Annotated in this window: 28 protein-coding genes and 1 pseudogene; 28 read left to right on the forward strand and 1 reads right to left on the reverse strand. The window is 37.7% G+C overall.

The window, feature by feature from the left end:
* Window positions 1-84 precede the first annotated feature (84 nt).
* The 24 genes and pseudogenes from MMB68_RS20095 (at window position 85) to MMB68_RS20210 (ending at window position 18,248) form a co-directional block, all read left to right on the forward strand.
* Window positions 85-522 carry a MarR family winged helix-turn-helix transcriptional regulator gene (locus MMB68_RS20095; RefSeq protein WP_221784968.1) on the forward strand — a complete coding sequence of 146 codons (438 nt, stop codon included), beginning with the start codon at window positions 85-87 and terminating at the stop codon, window positions 520-522.
* A 193-nt stretch (window positions 523-715) separates the two neighbouring features.
* Window positions 716-2,371: an MFS transporter gene (locus MMB68_RS20100; protein ID WP_277549266.1), complete on the forward strand. Its 1,656-nt coding sequence runs from the start codon at window positions 716-718 to the stop codon at window positions 2,369-2,371.
* A 29-nt stretch (window positions 2,372-2,400) separates the two neighbouring features.
* The gene (locus MMB68_RS20105; RefSeq protein WP_025751627.1) at window positions 2,401-3,033 is read left to right on the forward strand and encodes an HlyD family secretion protein; all 633 of its coding nucleotides are present in this window, start codon (window positions 2,401-2,403) and stop codon (window positions 3,031-3,033) included.
* 154 nt (window positions 3,034-3,187) lie between these two features.
* On the forward strand, window positions 3,188-4,582 hold the full coding sequence (locus MMB68_RS20110) for an MATE family efflux transporter (RefSeq protein WP_034651412.1): 1,395 nt from the start codon (window positions 3,188-3,190) through the stop codon (window positions 4,580-4,582).
* Between the two features lie 336 nt (window positions 4,583-4,918).
* Entirely contained in the window at window positions 4,919-5,350 is a 432-nt protein-coding gene (locus MMB68_RS20115) for a YwqH-like family protein (protein ID WP_013057382.1), read from the forward strand.
* Window positions 5,347-5,604 carry a YwqI/YxiC family protein gene (locus MMB68_RS20120; protein WP_013083474.1) on the forward strand — a complete coding sequence of 86 codons (258 nt, stop codon included), beginning with the start codon at window positions 5,347-5,349 and terminating at the stop codon, window positions 5,602-5,604. The genes MMB68_RS20115 and MMB68_RS20120 overlap by 4 nt, the downstream gene beginning before the upstream one ends.
* A gap of 18 nt (window positions 5,605-5,622) precedes the next feature.
* A complete protein-coding gene (locus MMB68_RS20125; protein ID WP_277549267.1) occupies window positions 5,623-7,617 on the forward strand; it encodes a ribonuclease YeeF family protein in 1,995 nt (664 codons plus the stop codon).
* A 16-nt stretch (window positions 7,618-7,633) separates the two neighbouring features.
* On the forward strand, window positions 7,634-8,347 hold the full coding sequence (locus MMB68_RS20130; RefSeq protein ID WP_277549268.1) for an SMI1/KNR4 family protein: 714 nt from the start codon (window positions 7,634-7,636) through the stop codon (window positions 8,345-8,347).
* 70 nt (window positions 8,348-8,417) lie between these two features.
* Window positions 8,418-8,570 (forward strand): immunity protein YezG family protein, encoded by a 153-nt coding sequence (locus MMB68_RS27550; protein ID WP_137738957.1) that lies wholly within the window; start codon window positions 8,418-8,420, stop codon window positions 8,568-8,570.
* Between the two features lie 306 nt (window positions 8,571-8,876).
* Complete coding sequence (locus tag MMB68_RS27555; protein WP_481861942.1) at window positions 8,877-9,218, forward strand: hypothetical protein; 342 nt, start codon at window positions 8,877-8,879, stop codon at window positions 9,216-9,218.
* A gap of 27 nt (window positions 9,219-9,245) precedes the next feature.
* The gene (locus MMB68_RS20140; protein WP_277549269.1) at window positions 9,246-10,055 is read left to right on the forward strand and encodes an HNH endonuclease; all 810 of its coding nucleotides are present in this window, start codon (window positions 9,246-9,248) and stop codon (window positions 10,053-10,055) included.
* A complete protein-coding gene (locus MMB68_RS20145; RefSeq protein ID WP_277549270.1) occupies window positions 10,052-10,540 on the forward strand; it encodes an SMI1/KNR4 family protein in 489 nt (162 codons plus the stop codon). Before MMB68_RS20140 ends, MMB68_RS20145 begins: the two co-directional genes overlap by 4 nt.
* Before the next feature lie 503 nt (window positions 10,541-11,043).
* Window positions 11,044-11,190: pseudogene (locus tag MMB68_RS20155) on the forward strand (polymorphic toxin type 15 domain-containing protein); the annotation flags it as partial.
* Between the two features lie 13 nt (window positions 11,191-11,203).
* Window positions 11,204-11,746 (forward strand): T6SS immunity protein Tdi1 domain-containing protein, encoded by a 543-nt coding sequence (locus MMB68_RS20160; RefSeq protein ID WP_098589913.1) that lies wholly within the window; start codon window positions 11,204-11,206, stop codon window positions 11,744-11,746.
* A 348-nt stretch (window positions 11,747-12,094) separates the two neighbouring features.
* Window positions 12,095-12,874 carry a hypothetical protein gene (locus MMB68_RS20165; RefSeq protein ID WP_277549271.1) on the forward strand — a complete coding sequence of 260 codons (780 nt, stop codon included), beginning with the start codon at window positions 12,095-12,097 and terminating at the stop codon, window positions 12,872-12,874.
* Window positions 12,875-12,893: 19 nt separating this feature from the next.
* Entirely contained in the window at window positions 12,894-13,607 is a 714-nt protein-coding gene (locus MMB68_RS20170; protein ID WP_277549272.1) for a pentapeptide repeat-containing protein, read from the forward strand.
* A 183-nt stretch (window positions 13,608-13,790) separates the two neighbouring features.
* Window positions 13,791-14,039, forward strand: coding sequence for an SMI1/KNR4 family protein (locus tag MMB68_RS20175; RefSeq protein ID WP_277549273.1), 249 nt, complete (start codon window positions 13,791-13,793; stop codon window positions 14,037-14,039).
* A gap of 46 nt (window positions 14,040-14,085) precedes the next feature.
* A complete protein-coding gene (locus MMB68_RS27560) occupies window positions 14,086-14,238 on the forward strand; it encodes a hypothetical protein (RefSeq protein WP_481861943.1) in 153 nt (50 codons plus the stop codon).
* A 399-nt stretch (window positions 14,239-14,637) separates the two neighbouring features.
* On the forward strand, window positions 14,638-15,093 hold the full coding sequence (locus tag MMB68_RS20180; protein ID WP_095380291.1) for an immunity protein YezG family protein: 456 nt from the start codon (window positions 14,638-14,640) through the stop codon (window positions 15,091-15,093).
* A gap of 144 nt (window positions 15,094-15,237) precedes the next feature.
* The gene (locus tag MMB68_RS20185) at window positions 15,238-15,444 is read left to right on the forward strand and encodes a polymorphic toxin type 15 domain-containing protein (protein ID WP_277549274.1); all 207 of its coding nucleotides are present in this window, start codon (window positions 15,238-15,240) and stop codon (window positions 15,442-15,444) included.
* A 213-nt stretch (window positions 15,445-15,657) separates the two neighbouring features.
* Window positions 15,658-15,777 (forward strand): polymorphic toxin type 15 domain-containing protein, encoded by a 120-nt coding sequence (locus tag MMB68_RS20190; protein WP_346780485.1) that lies wholly within the window; start codon window positions 15,658-15,660, stop codon window positions 15,775-15,777.
* Between the two features lie 13 nt (window positions 15,778-15,790).
* Complete coding sequence (locus MMB68_RS20195) at window positions 15,791-16,336, forward strand: T6SS immunity protein Tdi1 domain-containing protein (RefSeq protein ID WP_277549275.1); 546 nt, start codon at window positions 15,791-15,793, stop codon at window positions 16,334-16,336.
* 562 nt (window positions 16,337-16,898) lie between these two features.
* Entirely contained in the window at window positions 16,899-17,324 is a 426-nt protein-coding gene (locus MMB68_RS20200) for a DUF600 domain-containing protein (RefSeq protein WP_277549310.1), read from the forward strand.
* A gap of 411 nt (window positions 17,325-17,735) precedes the next feature.
* Complete coding sequence (locus MMB68_RS20210; protein ID WP_277549276.1) at window positions 17,736-18,248, forward strand: hypothetical protein; 513 nt, start codon at window positions 17,736-17,738, stop codon at window positions 18,246-18,248.
* Window positions 18,249-18,315: 67 nt separating this feature from the next.
* Here the strand turns inward: MMB68_RS20210 and MMB68_RS20215 are convergent, their stop codons facing one another.
* Window positions 18,316-19,158: a glycerophosphodiester phosphodiesterase gene (locus MMB68_RS20215; protein ID WP_269870810.1), complete on the reverse strand. Its 843-nt coding sequence runs from the start codon at window positions 19,156-19,158 to the stop codon at window positions 18,316-18,318.
* A gap of 268 nt (window positions 19,159-19,426) precedes the next feature.
* Between MMB68_RS20215 and MMB68_RS20220 the strand changes: the two genes are divergently transcribed.
* The 4 genes from MMB68_RS20220 to MMB68_RS20235 all read left to right on the forward strand — a co-directional run bounded on the left by MMB68_RS20220 (window position 19,427) and on the right by MMB68_RS20235 (window position 22,263).
* Complete coding sequence (locus tag MMB68_RS20220; protein ID WP_264407641.1) at window positions 19,427-20,146, forward strand: endonuclease V; 720 nt, start codon at window positions 19,427-19,429, stop codon at window positions 20,144-20,146.
* Window positions 20,147-20,240: 94 nt separating this feature from the next.
* The gene (gene uptA, locus MMB68_RS20225; RefSeq protein WP_013057365.1) at window positions 20,241-20,834 is read left to right on the forward strand and encodes an undecaprenyl phosphate transporter UptA; all 594 of its coding nucleotides are present in this window, start codon (window positions 20,241-20,243) and stop codon (window positions 20,832-20,834) included.
* Window positions 20,835-20,968: 134 nt separating this feature from the next.
* On the forward strand, window positions 20,969-21,253 hold the full coding sequence (locus tag MMB68_RS20230; RefSeq protein WP_063247850.1) for a DUF3219 family protein: 285 nt from the start codon (window positions 20,969-20,971) through the stop codon (window positions 21,251-21,253).
* A gap of 14 nt (window positions 21,254-21,267) precedes the next feature.
* Entirely contained in the window at window positions 21,268-22,263 is a 996-nt protein-coding gene (locus MMB68_RS20235) for an LLM class flavin-dependent oxidoreductase (RefSeq protein WP_264407639.1), read from the forward strand.
* Window positions 22,264-22,273 lie beyond the last annotated feature (10 nt).

Genomic DNA, 22,273 nt, shown 5'->3' on the forward strand with positions numbered 1-22,273 from the left:
AAGGTTGGTTCACGCGAACGGTTGCGGTATAGTAAACATATTAAAAAGTACAGAATGTTTCATGAGATAAAGGGGGAGACAGAGGTGAAGCGAGACTCGCTGCAAACCATTGAGCACGAAATTGCGCTGCTTGTTCGTCTAACAACGACGCACAGTCCCAAGCTTGGAAGCTTGGACCGGTCTGAATATTTACTGTTAAGCGAGCTAGATCAGCGCAGTCCGCTGGGGATTAATGCATTAGCTGAAAATTTAAAACTGAGCTTATCGACAGCTAGCCGGCAAGTATCTGCGCTTGAGACCAAACAGTTTGTTCGCCGCTTTCCGAGTCCAGAAAATGGGCGGATTAGTTTAATTGAAATGACTGATGCAGGGAAAGATATTTTACAGCATGTACAAAGCAAGCGTAAACAAGCCTATGCTGAAGTATTAGAAGATTGGTCGGAAGAAGAGGTTTTAGTACTGGAAAAAAGTTTATCACGCTTGAATCTCGATTTTAAAAGATGGCGCAGTAATGGATGTTAAAGCGAATACATATAGATGAACAAAAAGGCTATTGAAAAATAGTCTTTTTAAGTTGAAACAAAGAAGTTGATTTCTTCTTTAAAAGATGTATAATATGTAGTGCTGCTATAACTTGCATGATACAACTTGTACAATAAAATATGTAAGGAATTGTTAGTCTTATGAAAAGAATTTAATAAAAGGAGGAATAAATATGAGTCAGAATAATCCAGCAGTAGCCTCCGACAAACAAGGTTTAAGCGTACCTAAATACTTAATTATGGCGATTTTAACGCTATTTTCAATTGGCCCTCAGTATTTTTTGAATTTATCCTACACGGTCAATCAAGTATTAATTCAAAATCGATTTGATGCGAGTACACAAAGCTTACTATTGCCATCTATTATTTCTAACTTGGCATTTGGACTTGGAGTACCTATTGGTCCGATGCTGACGAAAAAATATGGCGTGCGTAAAGCATACTTAACGTTCGTTTTAGTCTTTTTAGCAGGTTCGATTATCAACGTTTTTTCCGAAAACGTTGCGTTTTTATCCCTTGGTCGTCTGATTCAAGGCTTAAGCTCAGGAATGCTGTTTTTAACCATTATTCCAGCTGCGCTGATTTCGTTTCCGAATAAAATCCGAAACTTCTTTTTAGTCTTAGCGATCGGCGGACTGTTCGGTTCAACGGCGATTGGAGCCTTTTTAGGTGCTGTATCTCTTAGCATGGATAATTGGCGCTGGGTTTTTGTTTTAGGAATAATAGCTTCTCTTGTCTGTCTGTTTATTGGGTATAAGGTATTACCTGCTCATGATCCAACTCAGCAAGAAGACCGTCCAGTGGATAAGAAAAGTATCTTTATTCTTAGCCTTATTATGATTTTATTAGTTTATCCACTGTATGAACTAAGATACGAAGGATTTGCTTCTATCCAAGTGTGGCCGTTCTTACTAGCTGCAGCAGGATTAGTTGTCATTTTTGTCTTAGTTGATTTAGCGGCTGAAAATCCGTTAGTACCATTAAAATCACTGCTAGCCGTAAAACCAGTTGCGGGTACAATTATGGCCATTGGCGGTCATATGGCGTATATTCTAGCCATTGCAGGTATTAATGGCGTCATGCAAAATGTGCAAAATGCATCGTACACCACGCTTTCTTATTTTTATTTATACTTTTTTGTTGGGGTACTGATTTCAGCATTTACAACGACATTCTTATATGACAAATTTGGTCCAGGTTACCTTGGAGCAATTGGATCACTTCTTATTGTCATTGTAGGATTTAGCTGGGTGAACGTATCAGCTGATACATCACTAGTAAGTTTATATGTTCACATTATGCTCTTTGGTATGGGTGTTAGTATGGCACTGGTATCCGGTGCACTAGGAGCGGCACTAGCCGGAGATTTACATCAAGCTTCGATGCGTTCCATTTCACTGCACTCCATTCGAAATTTATTAGGAGCCATCGTAGCACCTGTGATTGGGTGGTTTGTTGTTCGACAAAATGCGATTTATTATGAAGATTTTCGAGGTCAAATTAGCTCAGTAGATCCTCAGGTGAAGATGCAGCTGTCTGAAATGATCAAACGCTATATGGGTATGGGAATGAGTCAAGCAGACGCAAAAACATCGGCTGTGACGGCTGTTGTAGCAGGCGCTAAAAAAGCATCGATTTTACATGCGTATCACAACTTATTTTTCATGCTTGGTATTTTAGGCGTAATTATGCTCATTGCTTCACTAAGTAAAGCGTGGAGCGGTGAAAATAGAATTCTTGTTCAAAAAGAAGAGGTTCAAGAAGAAGCTGAGCCGCAAGAAGAAAGAAAAATGCTGCCGGCACCTCAAACAGAAGAAACCTCTGTATAATATACTAACTATAGAAAGAAGGAATTCCGATGAGTAAAAGTCGTTTATTGGTTACTAACATTGTTGGAATCATTGTGATTTTATTACTAGTAGGCTTTGGTGGATATTATTTCTACGAAAAAGCAAATTACGTTAAAACAGATGAAGCGCAGGTAGAAGCACCGCTTTCACAAGTCATCGCTTCAGCTAACGGTCAGTTAAGCGAATGGAATGTAAAAGAAGGAGATAGCGTTTCTCAAGGTGATTCTGTTGGAAGCTTAAAAGAAGGCGAAAAATCAACAGACGTAACGTCTATGATTGACGGAACAATTATTAAAAACAACGCATCTCAAAATCAATTAGTAAAAGCTGGCGATGTGTTAGCACAAACAGCTGATTTATCTAAAATCTATATCAATGCAAACATTAAAGAAACAGACCTAGGTGACTTAGAAGAAGGAGACAGCGTCGATATTACAGTGGACGGAGACTCAGGTAAAGTTTTCAAAGGTCATGTTGAAGCAATCGGCCGCGCAACAAACTCAGTGTCTTCTATGCTTCCTGCTCAAAATACAGGAAACTATACAAAAGTAACGCAAAAAGTACCGGTGAAAATTTCAATTGATGATGCATCAGATAAAGTTCTTCCAGGTATGAACGCAGAAGTGAAAATTTCAATTTAATAACGGAAAAAAAGCTGCTTCCTCTAAGGGAGCGGCTTTTTTTATGCCTAAACAAATAAAATAAAAAATGTGCTAAAAAGGGGATGTATACAAAGGAAATGTGTGGTAAGATACTTCTTGTTTGAAATTGGATATCGGTAAAGAAGGTGATGGGATGACCGCGGTCGAAACAAAAAAAGGGCCAAAAGAAAAGCTGAATTTGTTTTTCTTAACGTGGCCGATCTTTTTAGAAGTGTTTCTTTTTATGTTAATGGGGATTGCTGATACCTTTATGCTAAGTGCGCTGTCGGATGATGCCGTATCAGGAGTCGGAGCAGCCAATCAATACCTTCACATTGCGATTTTGGTGTTAGAGGTCATTGGTAACGGAGCGGCAATTGTCGTGTCTCAGTATTTAGGATCAAAACGGTATATGGAAGCGTCAAAGATTTCTGCTTTGGCCGTTACGTTAAATTTAGGAGTCGGGCTAGTCATTAGCGCGGGTTTTCTTTTGTTTTCAAGACATATGATGGAAGCGATGAACTTACAAGGTGACGTGCTGATGTATGCACAAAGCTATTTATCCATCGTCGGAGGAGCTATTTTTCTTCAAGCGATTATTAACTCTCTTGCAGCGATTATTCGCGTACATGGTTTTACGAAACAGGCAATGTTTGTTTCACTTGGAATGAACATTTTTCATATTGCAGGAAACTATGCTTTAATCTTCGGAAAGTTCGGCTTTCCGGAAATGGGCGTGCAAGGAGCAGCGATTTCATCTGCGTTCAGCCGATTTGTTGCCCTTATTGTGTTCTTTTGGCTGCTGTATCAAGTGATGGAATATAGAGTGAAATTTCAATACTACATTACGCTTTCAAAAGAATATATCGGTAAAATTTTAAAAATCGGTATTCCGTCGGCTTTTGAACAAGTGATGTATCAAGGCTGTCAAATTGTCTTTTTATACTATGCAACCTACCTAGGAGCAGAATCACTTGCTGCGAGACAGTACGCGATGAATATTTCAATGTTCATTTACTTATTTGCCATTGCGATTGGAATGGGTACAGCGATTATTGTCGGCCGTTTAGTAGGCGGAAACGAAAAAGATGAAGCGTACCATCGCGTATGGAAAAGCGTCAAATGGGCCAGTGCCGTAACGATGATGATGGTTGTTCTTGTGATGACATTCAGAACACAGCTGATCAGCGTGTTTACAGACAATCCGCATATCATTGAGCTTGGGGCAACGGTGCTGCTTCTGAGCATTGTGCTTGAAACGGGAAGAACGATGAACATTGTGCTGATTAACTCGCTGCGGGCAGCGGGAGATGCCAAATATCCGGTGTTAATTGGTGCGATGTCGATGGTCATGATGAGCTTGCCGCTCGGTTATTTCTTCGTTTTCCATTTAGACATGGGGCTCGCTGGCATTTGGCTTGCCATCGCAGCCGATGAATGGACGCGCGCAGTTATTATGTTTTTCCGTTGGAAAAGCCGGGCGTGGGAAAACTACGGACTTGTGCAGCACGAACAAACAGCTGAAGAACCAACGCCGGTTCAAGTATAAAACAAAACCTCTGCAGGATGTGCAGAGGTTTTTTGCTGTGTAAAAAAATGAAGTGAAGTTGGTCTTTTTACGCAAAAAGCTTTAATTTGTGGGAAAAAACGGGTATGGGTACAAAGGAATGGTTTTATTCTACTTATTCTTTGTTTTAGATAACGGTATATGGTTGGATAACGTATTTAGACATGAGTCTTTTTTCTCTTATTTTTCATTTTTATCTCAATTCATGAAACTAGAAGCATAAAAAAGAGAGTTTTTTCCTATTTAGCTATAATGAGACAAATTTTATACTTATAATTATTGGATTAAACTCGAAATGTGCGGAACAGGAGGAACGATATGGGGTTAGGAAGCGTATTAGACGGACTGCTGGGTGAAGTATCTGGAAGAGTCTCAGATGTAGAAGGGAAAATTTCTAAGCTAAGAACGGCTAAAAGTAAAATTGAGCATGAACAAGCTGTTTCATTAAAAGAAATTGAACACATCAAAAAGCCTGAGCTGGGAGACAAATGGACGGGTACGTTATCGGATGATTTTGACGAAAAACGTACGGCAGCCTACGACAACATAAAAGGCATTTTAGACGGTGATTACGATGGATACATTCGTGAAATTGAAACAAAGATATGGGCGCTAGAAGCTGAAAAAGGAGCTTTGAGTGGCTTGAACGCCGTTATTGGAGAAGCGGATTCTTTATTAGCTAAAGGTGAAGAAGCCTATGACGCAGTAGAAAACAAGATTAGTGAAATTAGAAGGGGGCTGTTTTCATGACAATTAAGCTTGATCACGCTGACGTTATCAAAAAGCTTGAAGCAGTCAGCACAGCGATTGGAAATTTATCCATTAGCAAAATGCCTGACCTTGGAAAAAACAGCCTTGATACTACAGAGAAATGGGAAGCGCGCGAAGAAGAAATTCAAACGCTTATTTCTACTTATATAAAAGCACTAAACAAAAACGTAAAAGATACAAAATCTAATGTAGACTTACTAAAAGAACAAGACGAATCTATTATCCATTCGTAGCAGCAAAGGGGGATGACTGTGGGAAAGGTATACGATGCAAAAGCGCTGTTTGATGTAGCAAAAGACAGGGAAAAAGCCTACGATGAGTTACTCAGCCAGCTGGGTGAACTGAAAAAAGCGCTGCAGGGCGTAGCGGACTTAGATGGCAGCTTAGAAGGAAAAGGCGCTGACAATATAAAATCTTTTTATAAGCAGCACGCCGATACGGCCGGACAGTGGGAAAACTTAATTAAAATGCAGCAAAGCTATTTTTCAACGCTTCACGTTAAAGCTGAAAAAGCAAAGCTATCAGGAAGCACGATTGTAACTGAATCATTTTTAGAAACAGAGCTAAAAAACGCCAATAGCAATGCTAAAGAAATGGTTGCGCAGCAGCACGACGATCTGCAGAGTATTTTAAACGGCATCGATGATATCGTCTCTATTTCAGCGTTTTCAACGAGTGAGTTTAACGATAAAATAGAAGAAGCAGAGAAAAAACGCACCGATACAATTGAAGCAGTGAACCAGCTTGACGCTGAATGGTCAAAAGAATACAGCGAAATGGACGACTTCTATGCGGTAGTGGATACGCTAGTAAGCGGCTTAGAGCTTGCTACGAGTCAAGGAGGAAGTGTCTATCAGCTTGCCTTTGACGAAAAAGCCTATCACGACAGCGAGCTGTATAGAGTTCAAACAAAGCTAAACGACTATGCCACTTCATATGTTGATTACAACAAGCAGCAAGAAGAAGTATACGAGCTGGAAAAAAAGCAAGAAGAAGAAGCAAACAAACCGTGGTATGAAAAAACGTGGGACGCGGTTTCTACCTTTACAGGAGAGGTCAGCGGATATTATGATTATAAACGAGCAGCAGAAGGCGTGGACCCTGTTACGGGTGAAAAACTTTCCACCTCACAGCGCGTCGCAGCAGGAGCCATGGCAGCAGCCGGCTTCATTCCGGTTGTCGGCTGGGTAGGACGAGCCGCAAAAGGCGGAAAAGCCATCTACAAAACGGCTAAAGGCCTAAGCGCAGCGGATCACGCCTTAGACGCCTACAAATCCGCCAAATCCTTCAAAGTCCTGGAGCAAACGGAAAAAGGCCTCTACGGTCTTGTGGCTGCAAACGGCTTAGGAGAATACATGACCGGACGCGACATGTTCGGGAATAAAATCAGTGAAGAGCAGCGTAAAGCAAGTCTTCTGCAAGCATTAGGAATTGCTGGAGCTGGGGCGCTTTCTACGAAGGTAGCGGGGAAAACAGCGAAAGCAGGGGCTAATGCCGTGGCAAACGGAGCGAAGAAACTTAGTGATATGCGGAATGTACTTAGCAAACAAGCGACTCAACGTATTATGCCGCCGCTGCAAAGCGTTCAGAAAGCTTATCATTCTTCTTCGAATTACGTCAAAAAGAAAATTAGTCAAGCCGGAGATATTAAGCTGGCTCCTAAGAAGGTCCGAGTAGTAGAAGAACCGCTGACTGGAACGCGTATGCCAGTGGTAGATGAGTGGATTACTGGAAAAGATGTTGGGCGGATGTTTTCTGTACGAAGTGGTGAAACTGGTGAAACGGCTCGGAGAGTTGAAAGTGAATCGGGAGCACGGTACGGTGATCAAAAAATATCTGATAAACTCTATAGTAGATTAAGAAAAGAAACGCCTACTGATGAGCTTAGAGATATGGTGAATGAAGGGATTGACTTGCCTATGCCTGACCCTGCGCTACCTGGTCTAGAGATTACCAAGAGATTAGAAGCTGATCACATAGTACCTATGAAGAACATTGCGCGTATGGAAGGTTTTGACAAGTTAACTTATGAACAGCAAGTAGCTTTGTTAAATTATAGGGATAACTTTATAGGATTAAGTAAAATTGCTAATACTTCTAAAGGGTCAAAAACTTATGAGGAATGGGTAATATATAAAAAAAGAAATATTGAGGTTGATCCAACGTTTAGAAAGAAAATGATGGGAATTGAAAAAGAATTGCAAGTGAAAATACAGGGTTTAATAGATGGATTTTTAAAAGAATAGGGAGTTGACAGGGATAATGCTTCAAGATAAATTAGATTTCTTAAATAAATATACACTAAGTAAGAAACTATCTGTGAGCTTAATAGGACCTAATGACATTGATAATATCCAAAAGGATTTAATTCCTGATGAATGGAGAGGAATTTTTAAAGAGAAAGATAAATCTATTAGGATAAGTGAAATATTAAATGTATGGAAAAGATATGTAAGTAGTGAAATGAGCAATACCATATCTTTCCTGAATGAATTTTTAATTGATGTTGAATTAATGGCTATTGGTAATCGATACTCTATGTTGTATTCGGTGAAAAATTCAAGAGGGAAAATTTTATATTATGAAGGTCGAAACCCTAAAGAATACTTTAACAACGAGCAGCTTCAAGAAGATTGGAGTAACATCCCGGATAAAATTAGAAGCTTTTATGAAAATGTTCATAATGGATTTTACTATTATCCAAGTAAGTCAATGGGGTTAGAATCACTAGAAGATGTTACGTATCTAGATGATTATGAATGGGAGATTGTTGATGAAATTGGAGAACATAATTTGAGAATTGATTTCACATCTTCTTATGGATTTTTCAGCAATGGAATGGGGACTTATGTAGTAGTTGACTATAAAAACAGTCTGAATGACAATGCTACTTTGTGGTCTTCAAAAGAAGAACCAGAATATAACTTAAATTTTTGGGATGTAGTGGATGAATGGATGGTTATAGGATTTGAATAAATTAATAGAACGTAGATAAAGAAAGTATAATCTACGTTTTATTTCTAAAACATTATTAAAAACCGATTAGATAAAAGATAAGCTTTTTGATTCTAATGAACAGCTTAGAGAAATTCCTAAAGAAAATAACCAAGAACTAGAGTATTCTTTTACGCTAATGTTTAACCAAACTAGAAAATTCTTTATACAATTTGATTGCACGGATTGGTCTAATGCAAATTAGGGCTTCATAGCGCATGAAAAGATGAGAGAGTATAGATATTTAGATGAAGTACCAATAGATGAAAAAACTAAGAGCTTAATAGAACAATATTTAAAAGAGTATCCCAGTAATCCTATTTAAATAATTATTAAAGTTATAAGTAAACACACTGTATTTTGTGAAAATCAGTGTGTTTTTATATTATACAGCAACTAAGACTTTAATTTAAGCCTTTCTCACTGGTGTAAAACTCTTCAAATCTCACCTGACTGTAGCAGCCGCCTTGATAAGGAATAAGGAAGAGCTGCAAACGGCCTAGGAGAATACGTGACCGGACGCGACATGTTCGGGAATAAAATCAGTGAAGAGCAGCGTAAAGCAAGCCTTCTGCAAGCATTAGGAATTGCTGGAGCTGGGGCGCTTTCTACGAAGGTAGCGGGGAAAATGGGACAAAGCCTTGCGACCAAAGGAACCGAAAAGCTCAACAACATGCGCAACACGCTTCGCACAAGCGCCGTTGCCAACGTCACAAAGCAAGCCTACCAAAGCGTCAAAAACGCACCGGCCTCTTGGACACAGTCGCTACATAAAACATATAACAACATCCTAGACAGCAGCATGCCAAGACTCGTGCCAGAACTAGCACCAGCAGGTCCAGCACTTGCCTAGCAGACGGTGAGGGAGACCTTGCAGAATGTGAAGAAACAGACGATGCAGATGGTAGCGAAAGTTAAATATTATCCGGATCGCAACAGCTACCGTGGACCTGGCGGCAGGTTTATGTCCGAGAGCGATGTTAAAAAGCTGGGTGACGAGGTTGAGGTTGAGACGGTTTGGAAGGTTGACGAGCCTGTAAAAGTAGAGCGTGTGAGTGAACGTCCAATTCAAAAGGATATCAGGGGCACGGGTGATATCTACCGCTCTGAAATTGATGAAGTAATTAAAAATGATTATGATATAAATGGAAACTTCATTAATAGGTCTATTGTTCCTAAAGGTTACGAAAGTGTTGAAGACTTTTTGAAAGTTGTAGATGATACAACTATTAAAGAACATGGTTATGATAGTATTGAAGAATTTAAAGCAGTAGTGGGGCATGTGGATGATTATTTGAATGCTTCACCAAAGAATAATATAGTTAATAAAGGATTAGCGGGAGGAAAACATGTGAAAGGCGTAGATTATGATGTTTTAGGTTTTCCAATATTTAGGGGAGGCGATGTTAAATTTTCAATGAAACTAAAAGAGAGTCTGTTCAAAGCAACTGATGATAGACAATTTAAAGAATGTACAGAGCTGTTAAAAGAAGCGATTGGACACGAGGAAATATCTAAAGACATATTTACATCAAAACAACTTCGAGATATCGAAAATGGTGAAGCCAGAATTAAAGGATTAACATGGCACCATCATCAGGTACCTGGTAAGATGCAACTTGTGGTATCTAAAACGCATAAAGTAAATCATTTAGGTGGAAACAAATTATGGGGAGATGGTATTAGATGAGTAATATAAATTGGAGATCATGGGATGAACCAGTCACTAAGAATGAAGTGGAGAATGTTGGAGAAAAATTAGGAGTGAAATTTCCCTTAGATTATATAGAGGTTGCTATGGATTATAATGGTGCCCATGTTAGTCCTGAATTATTTCAAGTTGAAGGAAAAGAAAAGGTATTTGGAACATTATTAACATATGACGTTGAAGATGATGAGCATATTCTAGAAGTCTTTAATGATTATCAGGATACACTTCCGAAAAAGTTAATCCCTTTTGCTTTCGATCCGTCTGGAAACTTAATATGCTTTGATTATAAAGATCATGAAGATAATCCGATTGTGGTTTTTTGGGAACATGAAAATGCTTGGGAAAAAGAAATGTTAATCGAGGAAGAGGGTTTAACGGAAGAGCAGGGGGAAGAGCGTGCAAGAGAGAATGTATTTTACGTTGCAGCAACATTTACTGAATTTCTTGATAAGTTACATGACTAAGGGTTAAGAGTAAACACTTAGCTCATGGAGGTTGTATGGCTGTGGAATTGTGTAACAATATTTTGTGGGAAAAACAGATACACTTACTAGGCCGGATGGAATTTTAAATTTCGAAATTATTCGTCACATGGAGCACACAAGAAACTTACAACTTATTCTATATAGCTAACTATAAAGCACTTGATGGTCTATAACAGCCAGCAAGTGCTTTCTTTTATCTGAGGATATATAATTTCAAAGAGTCTTCATTTTTATTTGTTTCAATTAAATAGCTAAAGGCCTAAGCGCAGCGGATCACGCCTTAGACGCCTATAAATCTGCCAAATCCTTCAAAGTCCTGGAGCAAACCGAAAAAGGCCTCTACGGTCTTGTGGCGGCAAACGGTCTAGGAGAATACGTGACCGGACAGAAGGAGTTACATATTATCCAGAACCAATCGCTTTAGTTGATGAGACATTGGTAGACCATTTTATGGATTGTTTTAAAAGATGTATAGAGAATTAATAGGAGATAAGAGGGTTAATTTCTCTATAGGTAGTCAATGGAGGTCTAGAATTAAAATTGTTGATAAACAAATAGAGGAAATATCAAAAAATATGACACCAGAACAACTGAAAAATACTTATTTGAATGTAAAGTTAACACATTAAAGGAGGAGTTTGAATGGAACAATATTTAAAAGATTTTAAGTTGCATAATAAAGTTCCCAGTGAACTGATTGAAAAGTATAAAAATATGGTCCCTAAAGAAATAATAGATTTATGGCAGGATTATGGATTTGGAACATTTATGGCAGGTTATTTTAAAAGTGTCAATCCAGAGGAGTACATTGATATCTTACAAGAGAGTAGCCAAAGATACACTGATTCTTTAGTATTATTTGCAACAAGTATGGGGGATTTAGTAATATGGGCTGATGGTTATGTAAGGTTGCTTAATTTTAGGTACGGGTTACTTAAAACACTTATGCCAAACTTTCTATACTTTTTTAAAAGTTTAGATTCGGAGAAATTTCGGGACGAATATTTAAAGTGGAAGCCATATCCAAAAGCAGTAGAAATATGGGGCGAAATATCTTATGACGAATGTTTTGGATACACCCCTCTATTAGGGCTTGGTGGAGCAGAAAAAGTAGAGAATCTAAAAAAAGTCAAATTGAAGGAACATATTCTTATTATTACTGAATTCATGGGACCAGTTCATTGATGAACTATAAACACTTGACTGCCTTTTAGGCAACAAGTGTTTTTTTGTGAGCCGTTTTTTGATTTTTTAGATGCCTGATGTGAATGTGAAAAAATATCAGGAAGTCAAAGGGAAATGAGGTTGAATTTTGAAAGAAGTATTTCAAAAAATAGGTTTTGACGTTAAAAACATTTATACTGAGAGTCATATGCACACACAGAGATTTATAGTTAAATACATTATTGATGGCAAGCATGGCCTTACAGCATTTTATTAGTGTTAAAGAAGTAAAAGTAGTATGAAAGAATTTAAAGATTTATTCAGTGAATTGCAGGCTGATATGATATCTAGTATGTAAGGGGGATATAGATGAAACCTAATTATTTTTCAATTTCAATGTACCCCACAGTAGCTTTTAACGAAGAGGAGCTATTAGGTCGTCTTTTGGATGTGTTTGAGTCAAATGAAAAATTTGCTCCTACCCATTGGGGTAACTCTGAAACAGTAAAGGTAGAATATAATCGTCGGGAAATTCTAGAAAAAGTGATTTCAGAGCGTAGAGTATCTGAAGTTCACCTGTATCGTGATAAAGCGGTGCACTATAAAGGGAGTTTTAAAGTTAACTGGAGTCATAGTTCATATTTGGAGTTTGAGTTCCATAAATCAATACCTAAAAAATTATGGTCTGCTTTTTTTGAGTTATCTGATCAAATCGCAGAAATTGTAAAGCCGCGTTATGGAGTGTCGCAAATTTTTTGGAAAGCATCTTATCCATGGAATACTGAATATGAACGCTTACATATGTGGATGAATATGTCTTCACTACCTATACCGGTCAGGTTTCTTCCTAACGGTCCCTTGGGGGTAGGAGCTAGAACATATTTTAGTGGTCATATTTTAGAAATGTTTGATAAGGAATTCCTACTAAATAGTCCCGCTGTCGTATCAGAATTGGAATGGGGTGGGGTTTGTATGGATCTTTTACAAAATCCATTAGAAGCTGATAGGGATACATTGCTAGATCGGTGGTTACATGTAATGAAATACTTAGAACCAGCTCAAGTAATAGCTGTGCCAAGCTTTCATGAAAGTCGAATGGTTGTCACGTATTCGCCTAATGTTGCTTGGAAGAAGTATCTAGAAAATTAAAGGAAAGGAATTTGTAATCATGGATGAGGAAAGTAACGATCGAATAAGGGTCATGGAAATAGTAAATAGATCTCAATATAATGATGAGGTTATAGATCAGGTAGATATGAGTGATTTAGACCTTAGTTTTTCAGACCTGTCAGAAGTAATGGCAAGGCGTATTATGGCAAAACGTGTTGTGTTGAGAGCCTCTTCACTAATGAGAGCAGCGTTTCATGACTGCGATTTTGAGTTAGCTGATTTCAGAAGTTGTAATTTAGAGGAAATTAACATGGCAGATTGTAGGTTTGGCGAAGCGGATTTTTCTAAAGCATATATGAAATATGCAAAACTAAATATAAGTAGTTGCTTTGAAACTCGTTTTGATGAGGTTGATTTTTCACATGGAGAATTAGTTGGAACAATTTTAAATCATGCTACATTTCGCCATGCAAATTTGTCAGGAATTGATGCGGAACAGGCCGACTGTACGGGAACGGATTTCAGCGGTGCCAATCTGACAAATGGTAAATTTGAAAAAGCGCATTTGGAAAATGTAAATTTATCAGAGGTAGATGCTAGAAATGCTAATTTCACAGAAGCGGATTTTACCGGAGCAATCCTTTTAAATGGGGATTTCACAGAAGCGGATTTTACCGGTGCTAAACTCGACAATGTAGTTTGGACAGGAGCAAATGTAGAAGGAGCTAAGTTTGACGAAAATGTGAAAGAACAAGTGTTGAAAATGATATAGAAGTTGATTTGAAATTGTATGTAAACTTGGCACACACGTTTTAATGTATGATTTGTTACAGCATGTAAAGGGTGTCACACTCTCACTATAAAACTTGAAACTAAAAGAAAGAATCTCTAGGGATGATATGGGTTGCAAAGTTATAGACCGAGATAATTTATAGAGGGAGGTTAATATTTATTTATGAATATAGAGATTAAAAATAATAGTAAGCCTGCAAATTTGCAAGAGATTCAATCATTTGAAGAAGAGTGGAATATTGAATTGCCCGATGATTATAAAGAGTTTTTACTTAAAACCAATGGCGGCAACCCTACTATACGAAGGTTTCAAACCTTAGACAAAAAAATCACGTCGTCTTTAACATCCATACTTCCATTTACTAAAGAAGTGCATAAAAATGTACAGAATGTATTTTTAGCTTTTCCCTGATAATCTTCTAATTATTGGCGAAGATCCAATTGATAACAAAATTTGCTTGTCATTATCAGGAGAAAATGCTGGAGCGGTTTATTATTGGAGCTTAGACATGGAAGACATCTACGAAGAAGAATATGAACCTTCTAACACGCACTTTAGCCTTATTTCTTATAGCTTTGAAGATTTTATAAAAAGCCTCAAAGACAAATAACCCTAGAGGGCTGCTAAACTTATTTGTTTGTTAATTTTATTGGGAAACTTATAAAACATACGTTCGTAAATAGGTATAAATTCTTTTATTCCTGAATTAATGAGATTAATTTGGCAATAAAAAATTTGCAAGAGTAAGTGGGAGCACCGATTGTATTTTCTAGGCAATCGGTGCTTTTATTAAACGCATTTGCGCATTTCATCATTTGTTTTCTATTTTATAAAAGTTAAGGCTTATAAAATAGAATAGCGTCAAAATAGCTTATTCCAATCGCTAGTCATTGCAAGTATCTAAATAAATAAGGTGGGTCACTCTATGGTGACCAAAGGAACGAAAAGATTTTTTAGGTAAGGTTAACTGGAATTCTTGAGAGTTAATCTAAGGAGTGAAAACAGCAAAATGAAAGAATATGAAGATAAGTTTAGTGAATTACAAGCTGATATGATATCTATATGTATGGAGTACGTTGAAGATAGAGCTGATAAAGTATATGTTTATGCTTCACGTGAAGGAGGAATTGTTTCAGGCAGTTTCTTTTATTGTATCAATAATAAGTATGTAGAATGTCATAAAGTGAATGATGCATTGGAGAATGGAGACGAAAGATATGATGTGTCTCAAAAAAGAATGCTTATGGTGTTGCGAATAATATGTGAAGATATCGAAAAGATTGAAGAATTATGCAAAGAATATGAAAGAGATATGCCAACGGAGATGAAGTTAATCTATGATGTTAAGAGTGGCAATTTTAAAGCTGAATACAAGTATGACTTAGTTTATACGCATGACGATATTAAAACAGCCAGTCATATTGCTGATGAGTGGTTTGAAGAAGTAAAAAATAACAAGCTTTAATTTAGTATTGGTGTGTGGTAATGAAGCAGTTAGTGCATATGGTAATAACATGATGAGAAATTACACCAATTTTAGAACTATCACAGATAATAAAATAATTGTTACTTTATAGTACATCAAATGGTTTGACTTAGTAAGCGATAATTGGTAACCCAATTATCGCTTTTGGTTTTAAATAAGGATACGGATAAAGCCAAGCATTTAGATGATATACCTAGAACAAAAGAAGTTAAAGTGAAATTTACCTACAAAACTAAATTCGATTCAGAAGAATTTACAAGACAGTTAAAAGATCAAGAAAAAGGGATGAATGAATTAACCGTATATGAATACCAGGAAAATCGAGAGTGATTTATTGATAAAGGTAGAGCGAAAGAAGGAAATGCAGTTCAAAAATAGCTAGACAAAAAGCTTATGTACAAAAGGTAAATGAACTTCAAAGTGAGGGATTACCGTTATCACAAGCAAAGAAAAAAGCTCAGTCATGGTTAGTTACCCAAGCACCCTGACTAGATAGCAGGTGGAAAAGCTGAAATAATAGGAGATAAGAGGATTAATTTCTCTATAGGTAGTCAATGGAGGTCTAGAATCAAGAGTATTGATAAACAAATAGAGGAAGTAGCGAAAAACATGACACCAGAACAATTAAAAAATACGTATTTGAATGTAAAGTTAATGCTTTAGGGGAGGAGTTTGAATGGAGCAATATTTAAAAGATTTTAAGTTGCATAGTAAATTTCCGAGTGAAATCATTGAAAAGTATAAAGAATTAGTACCAAATGAAGTGATAAATTTTTGGAGTAATTATGGATTTGGTACATTTATGCAAGGGTATTTTAAAAGCGTAAATCCAGAGGGATTTATAGAAATCTTGGAGGAGAGTTGTCCAAGATTTAAGGATTCAATCGTATTGTTTGCTACGAGTATGGGAGACTTGATTATTTGGGCGGATGGATATGTTGGATTACTTAATTACAGGTATGGCATAGTAAAGATTATTATGTTTACATTTGAATTTTTCTTTCAAAATATTGCTGATTTAGAATTCAGGGATGAAGATTTATCTTGGCAGCCTTATCCCGAAGCGCTTAAACAATACAATGAGTTAGAGTATGATGAGTGTTTTGGTTATACACCTCTATTAGGGTTAGGTGGAGCAGAAAAAGTAGAGAACTTAAAAAAGGTCAAATTGAAGGAACATATTCTTATTATTACTGGTTTTATGGGGCCAGTAGAGGTATAAGGTTCGTTCTAATGAAGTAGACTTACTACTTATTTTATATTTTACAAGCAGATCGTATAGGAAACACAATAACGAATATATAAATAAAAAAACAAAGTACGAGTGAAATGATTAGAAAAAGAATTGCGAGTCTAGGTGAGATGACATTTTATCATTTTAGCCGAGAAGACCCCCACCTCAAGGATTGAAACGAGCGTAGCTCAGAGAGTAAGTGGGGGTAGTTCAATGTATGACAAGTACAAAGACGTAGAATGTACATAAGGAATTACTTATAAAGGGCATAAAAGCTGTTATACTGTTTCCATAAAAAATATAAATTAAAGCCTGATATAAGATATAAACTAGGAGAGTATGATTACTTCTATGAAACGGATCATGCAGGTACACCTAAAGAAGTAAAAGTTAATGTTGAAATTAAATACGATGGAAATAATAAAAGGCCATCAGAATTTATCGTTGAATGTGAGATAAACGGAAGATATGGGTGAATAAATATACTAAACTAGGAGTGAACATATTGGGGAAAGTATTTGAGGATTACTTTAGTGAATTGCAGGCGGATATGGTTTCGATATGTTTAGAGTATGTTTTCGATAGAGCAAATAAAATATATGTATACTGTTCTTATGAAGAAGGTCTTATTTCGAATGATTTTTTTTATAATATCAATGGTGAAATTGTGGAGAGACATAAACTTAATGATGCATTGATTAATGTAGAGAATAAAGACGATTTTTCTTATGATACTTCTGTAGTCCGTCAAAAAGCAGTTGTTAAAATAATCAATGAAGATATTAAAGAAATGATTAAATTATGCAAAGAATACAATCGTGAAATGCCAACAGAGATTAAAATGGTTTACGATGTTAAAGCAAATAAATTAACGGCAGATTATAAGTATGAGCTTGTGCATACAGTTGATTCTAATGAAACTGCAAGTTCCATTGCAAGGTTATGGTTTGAGCAAGTTAAGAGGGAACATATTTAATTTAATAATAAAATAACTTTTTAATTATTAAAAACCCTTGATTGAGTGTCAGTTACTTGGTCAAGGGTTTCGTTTTACAAAAGGCAGTTTCTTTGCTGAGAGAATTGTTTGTTTAACGTCATATAAGGAGATGCAGCTACTCTTTTAAACCTGTTTGAAAATAAAATAGAAAGCGAAGATGAAGAAGACGTATTAGATTTTAGCCCTTCGTTTTTAGTGGACTTTGATCAAAAAACGTTCTACTCACTGTTTCCTGAACCGGCTTCATTTGAAGAATATGTTCCAAGCGATTGGAAAGGAACGTATGAAGACTTTACAGGTTTGGTTCCAAAAATAGAAAAGTATTGGTTAAATAGGGACGGAGAAAATCTATTTGAGCTGTGAAAACAAAATGGGCATGGAGGGATAACGTTGTTTCGTGTTCAAACATTCATTAAGCGTCCAGGTATTTTGATTACCGATTTATCATCTCTATATGAAAAGGAATCGCACTATTTTATCGATATATCGAACGAAGAGGAACTCATTCGTTACGGTAATCAGCTTGATTTTACTTGCCTTGAAGGAGCTATTAAGCTCGAATACTACGGTGAGCCGCTTCTTGATGCATCTGCATGGGATGTTATAGATGGGATGTGGCTTTATTTGTTGGATGCAATGGAGAGTTTAAAAGAGACCGGATATGGAAAGGTGAATTTTCCAGATCAACCGTTAGTATTAACCTTAAAATCGGCTTCTGAACAGTTTGTACTGTATACCTTGCATACATCTCCTCCCATAAAAGCAGTGCTTCCGAAACAAGACTTTTTTATGATGGTGTTAGGAGGAGCGGAGCAGTTTTTTAAAACGATGGAGAGATGTTTTAAAGGAAACTTTCAGTATTTCAGTGAAATTAAACGTATTGAAGCGTTAAAAAGGCAGTAAGGAAGACGAGGTTACTAGTAAAAGACTACAGGGACTATGGCCACATTGTGACGGCAAGTGTAATTCCTCAGCGTGCGCTTCCTTTTTCGAGCTGTTGTCCGATAGTACTTGATGTTTGCACCCAATTCACTTCATCGGGATAATTTGTAATCACTCCGTCACTTTTTGTTTTCCACAAAAATGAAGCGGGAAGCCGCTTGGTTCCAGACCACGGCGATATTTTCATTCCGGCAGAATGGACTTGGTGGATAAGAGCAGGCGTTAGGATGTCATAGGACGGGTTAAAGTAAGTGGCAAAAGCGGCGAATTGCTGAATTGAGTTTGGGTTTGTATCTCGCTGTGAAGAAGTTAGTATGCCTATAGGAACATTTGGGAGAAGCTCATGCATTTTTTTCATGGATGAAACGTTAAAAGACTGAATGATAACGTGATTGACCTGTCGCTTGTTGATTTCAAAAGCTACTTTTTTTTCAATTCCGGGATAAAGTTCTGGGGCTTTTAACTCTATTAATATACCGATTTTTCCTTGAAATTCATCTAACACTTGCGAAAGAGTCGGGACTTTTTCATTCGCAAAAGAATCCCCTTTCCAGCTTCCTGCGTCCAAGCGCTGAAGCTCCGCGTACGTTAACTCTCGAATGTGTCCGCTTCCGTTTGTTGTTCGGTCTACGGTACGGTCATGCATAATAACGAGTACACCGTCTTTGCTTTGCTGCACGTCAAGTTCAATGTAATCCGCATTCATTTCTAGCGCTTGGTGAAAAGCAGCCATTGTATTTTCAGGTGCGTAAGCGGAGGCTCCTCGGTGCGCGATGTTCGTAAGTTTTTCTTCCGTGCGTGCAAAAGCAGAAGAGGCAATTGAACAGCATAACAAGGCGACTGCGCTTAGACCAGCTAAATATTTTTTCATCACATTTCTCTCCTATGCGTTGGTATAGAAATAGCGTAACGAAAAAATGTGATGCTGATATAGAGAAAGTGTGTAGAAAGCGTTGACATTTCGTAAAGAAAAATAGGGATTTTTTCATGGCGATGTTTACAAAAAATGCGTAAACGAATAGGAATTTTAATCAAACGTTAAGGAAACAGCGCTATAATAAAAGGTGTGAAAAAAAGAATAGGAATTTCTTAGAAAATAGTTGTATAATAGGTGAGTCAGTCAATGAAAGGAATGGAACATGGATATTCAGTACATACATACGTTTACGATGCAAACAAAAGAGGAGTGCCGGACGCTTCAGCAAAAGCTAAAAGCACAAATTGATTTAACATCAGGCGTCAAAATGACGCATATACATAACTGTGCTGGTGTTGATGTTGCGTATTGGGAAGAAAACGGCATATCTTACGGAGCTTGCAGCATTGTAGTGGTTGATTATCAGACGAAAAGCATTGTGGAAAAAGTGCACAGTGTAGGAGAAGTAACGGTTCCTTATCTTCCTGGGTTTCTAGCTTTTCGAGAGCTTCCTTTAATTCTTGAAGCGGTTAAAAAACTTCAAATAGAGCCCGATGTGTTTTTATTTGATGGCAACGGATATTTGCACTATGAGCACATGGGAGTAGCCACACATGCTTCGTTTTTTCTCAATAAACCTACCGTTGGAATTGGGAAAAGCTATTTAAAGATCAAAGGACATGATTACGTTATGCCTGAAGATACAGAGGGCGCTTATGAAGATATTGTGATTGATGGCGAAGTTTATGGTAGAGTAGTAAGGACAGCCAAAGGGGTAAAGCCTATTTTTCTGTCGTGCGGAAACTATATTGATTTGGACATGTCGTATCAGCTCATGATGCATTTTATTTCAAAAGAAAGTAAGCTTCCGATTCCAGTCCGCCTAGCAGATCTGCATACGCATGAGCTGAGGAAAAGGTACCGCCAGTCAACAGGGAAGTAAGCTGTTCATAATGAGTTCATAGTTTCCTTTTATACTGATGGTTGGAATATAGTAGTAGTGTAAAATTATTAAAGAATGAGTAAGGTGATTAAAGGTGAGTTCATTTGTTGCGAGTATATTGGATTTTTTAACGAGCCTTGGCTATTTAGGTATTGCGCTCGGCTTAATGATTGAAATCATTCCAAGTGAAATTGTACTAGCCTATGGGGGGTATATGATTTCTCAAGGCATGATTAGTTTTCCAGGAGCAGTCATTGCCGGAATTATTGGCGGAACGATTGCACAGTGGTTTTTATATTGGATTGGAGCCTACGGAGGACGTCCGTTTCTTCAAAAATACGGCAAGTACTTATTCATTCATGATAAGCATATTGATCTTGCGGAAAACTGGTTTAATAAATACGGCGCGGGTGTGGTTTTCTCCGCTCGTTTTGTCCCGGTTGTTCGACATGCGATTTCGATCCCTGCAGGTATTGCTAAAATGCCGTTTTGGAAGTTTACGTCTTTAACCGTGTTAGCGATGATTCCTTGGTCGATTTTATTTATTTACTTAGGCGGAAAGCTAGGCGAGAACTGGGCGAACATTGAAGACGTAGCAAGCAAATATACGCTTCCGTTTGTGGTTGCGGCATTTGTGATTATTGTTCTTTATTTCGTATTCAAACGCACGCGTACAAAGCGCGTATAAGATCGTTTTTGGACTAAAAGCATGGCAAAAAGCCATGCTTTTTTTGCATGCGTAATCAGAAGCTCTTTTATTTGCTCATGACTTCTTCAAGTGCTATTATTTTTCATACGCACTAAAAAAGGAGACGATTTAACGTGGTACAAGAAATTGTATTAAATGATATGCCTATTCAAATTTACAGCTATGAACAAGAGATTGTAAAAGGCAAAACAAAAGTTTCAGTTGATTTTAAAGTAACAAGTGAGGAATATCATGATATTACTACACTTTTATATAAAGGTACTTTTCATGTAAATGTCCCGGAAGAAGATCTCGATTTTCAAGGAACGATTCATCAGTACTCTACGTCTTTTACAAATTTATATGAAAAAGGCCAGGTAGGGGATTTTTCATTAAGTTTAATTGAAGTGAACGAATAAGGAGCAGATGCGTGATGAAAGTAAGTATACTCGACCAATCGCCCGTTTCATCCCATCAGACCCCAGCGGAAGCGTTAGAAGCATCGATGCAGCTGGCCAAAGCGGGTGACAAGCTTGGCTATGAGCGCTACTGGATTGCAGAGCACCATGATTTGTCTGGACTTGCCTGTTCGGCTCCTGAAGTGATGCTTGGCTATATCGGCGCACAAACTAATAGAATTCGAATTGGATCGGGAGCGGTGCTGCTGCCTCACTACAAGCCGTATAAAGTAGCTGAAACGTATAACATGCTCGCAACGCTGTTTCCAGGGCGCGTTGATTTAGGGATTGGGCGCGCACCGGGTGGATCGGCTGAAGCAACAAATGCGCTGTCGAATAATTTTTTACAGCAAGTATTTAAAATGCCTGAACTTGTTAAAGAGCTTCTGCAGTTTTTAGACGATAAATTTCCGGCTGAACATGAATACGCAAAGCTTTCAGCTTCGCCGCTGCCGCCTGTCTCTCCGGAACCTTGGCTGCTTGGCACAAGTAAAAAAAGTGCCGAGCTCGCCGCTAGAAACGGAATAGCCTATACGTTTGGACAGTTTATGAGTGAACAAGATGGTTCAGCTATTATTGATCAATACAAACAGGCATTTCAGCCAAGACGGACCGGTGATCAGCCCTATGCGATTGTCACTGTATCGGTCATTTGCGCTGAAACAACGGAGCAAGCCCATCGCATCGCAACGAGCTCACTCGTATGGAAAATTCAGCAGGATAAAATGGAAGCAAAAGGTGTGCCTTCTATTAAAGAAGCGGCCAGCTATCCACTGACAGAAGAAGAAGAGAAAAAAATGAAGAAGATGAAAGAAGCCATGATTATCGGAAACCCGGAAGAAGTACACGTCCGTCTTCAAGAAGTTCAAGCACGCTACGGAGTGGATGAACTCATGCTTGTCACTATTACACACGATCCGGCTGACCGATTAAAATCATATGAGCTTGTCGCAGAGAAATGCAAAAAATAAGAGCCAAATG

Origin of the sequence: Priestia sp. Y58 (genome assembly GCF_029522095.1) — a bacterium.
Classification (GTDB): domain Bacteria; phylum Bacillota; class Bacilli; order Bacillales; family Bacillaceae_H; genus Priestia; species Priestia megaterium_E.

Coding starts and splice junctions, on each gene's coding strand:
- MMB68_RS20100 (WP_277549266.1), top strand. CDS start 716: ATGAGTCAGAATAATCCAGCAGTAGCCTCCGACAAACAAGGTTTAAGC.
- MMB68_RS20105 (WP_025751627.1), top strand. CDS start 2,401: ATGAGTAAAAGTCGTTTATTGGTTACTAACATTGTTGGAATCATTGTG.
- MMB68_RS20110 (WP_034651412.1), top strand. CDS start 3,188: ATGACCGCGGTCGAAACAAAAAAAGGGCCAAAAGAAAAGCTGAATTTG.
- MMB68_RS20115 (WP_013057382.1), top strand. CDS start 4,919: ATGGGGTTAGGAAGCGTATTAGACGGACTGCTGGGTGAAGTATCTGGA.
- MMB68_RS20120 (WP_013083474.1), top strand. CDS start 5,347: ATGACAATTAAGCTTGATCACGCTGACGTTATCAAAAAGCTTGAAGCA.
- MMB68_RS20130 (WP_277549268.1), top strand. CDS start 7,634: ATGCTTCAAGATAAATTAGATTTCTTAAATAAATATACACTAAGTAAG.
- MMB68_RS20145 (WP_277549270.1), top strand. CDS start 10,052: ATGAGTAATATAAATTGGAGATCATGGGATGAACCAGTCACTAAGAAT.
- MMB68_RS20160 (WP_098589913.1), top strand. CDS start 11,204: ATGGAACAATATTTAAAAGATTTTAAGTTGCATAATAAAGTTCCCAGT.
- MMB68_RS20165 (WP_277549271.1), top strand. CDS start 12,095: ATGAAACCTAATTATTTTTCAATTTCAATGTACCCCACAGTAGCTTTT.
- MMB68_RS20170 (WP_277549272.1), top strand. CDS start 12,894: ATGGATGAGGAAAGTAACGATCGAATAAGGGTCATGGAAATAGTAAAT.
- MMB68_RS20175 (WP_277549273.1), top strand. CDS start 13,791: ATGAATATAGAGATTAAAAATAATAGTAAGCCTGCAAATTTGCAAGAG.
- MMB68_RS20180 (WP_095380291.1), top strand. CDS start 14,638: ATGAAAGAATATGAAGATAAGTTTAGTGAATTACAAGCTGATATGATA.
- MMB68_RS20195 (WP_277549275.1), top strand. CDS start 15,791: ATGGAGCAATATTTAAAAGATTTTAAGTTGCATAGTAAATTTCCGAGT.
- MMB68_RS20200 (WP_277549310.1), top strand. CDS start 16,899: ATGGTTTCGATATGTTTAGAGTATGTTTTCGATAGAGCAAATAAAATA.
- MMB68_RS20215 (WP_269870810.1), bottom strand. CDS start 19,158: ATGAAAAAATATTTAGCTGGTCTAAGCGCAGTCGCCTTGTTATGCTGT.
- MMB68_RS20220 (WP_264407641.1), top strand. CDS start 19,427: ATGGATATTCAGTACATACATACGTTTACGATGCAAACAAAAGAGGAG.
- MMB68_RS20235 (WP_264407639.1), top strand. CDS start 21,268: ATGAAAGTAAGTATACTCGACCAATCGCCCGTTTCATCCCATCAGACC.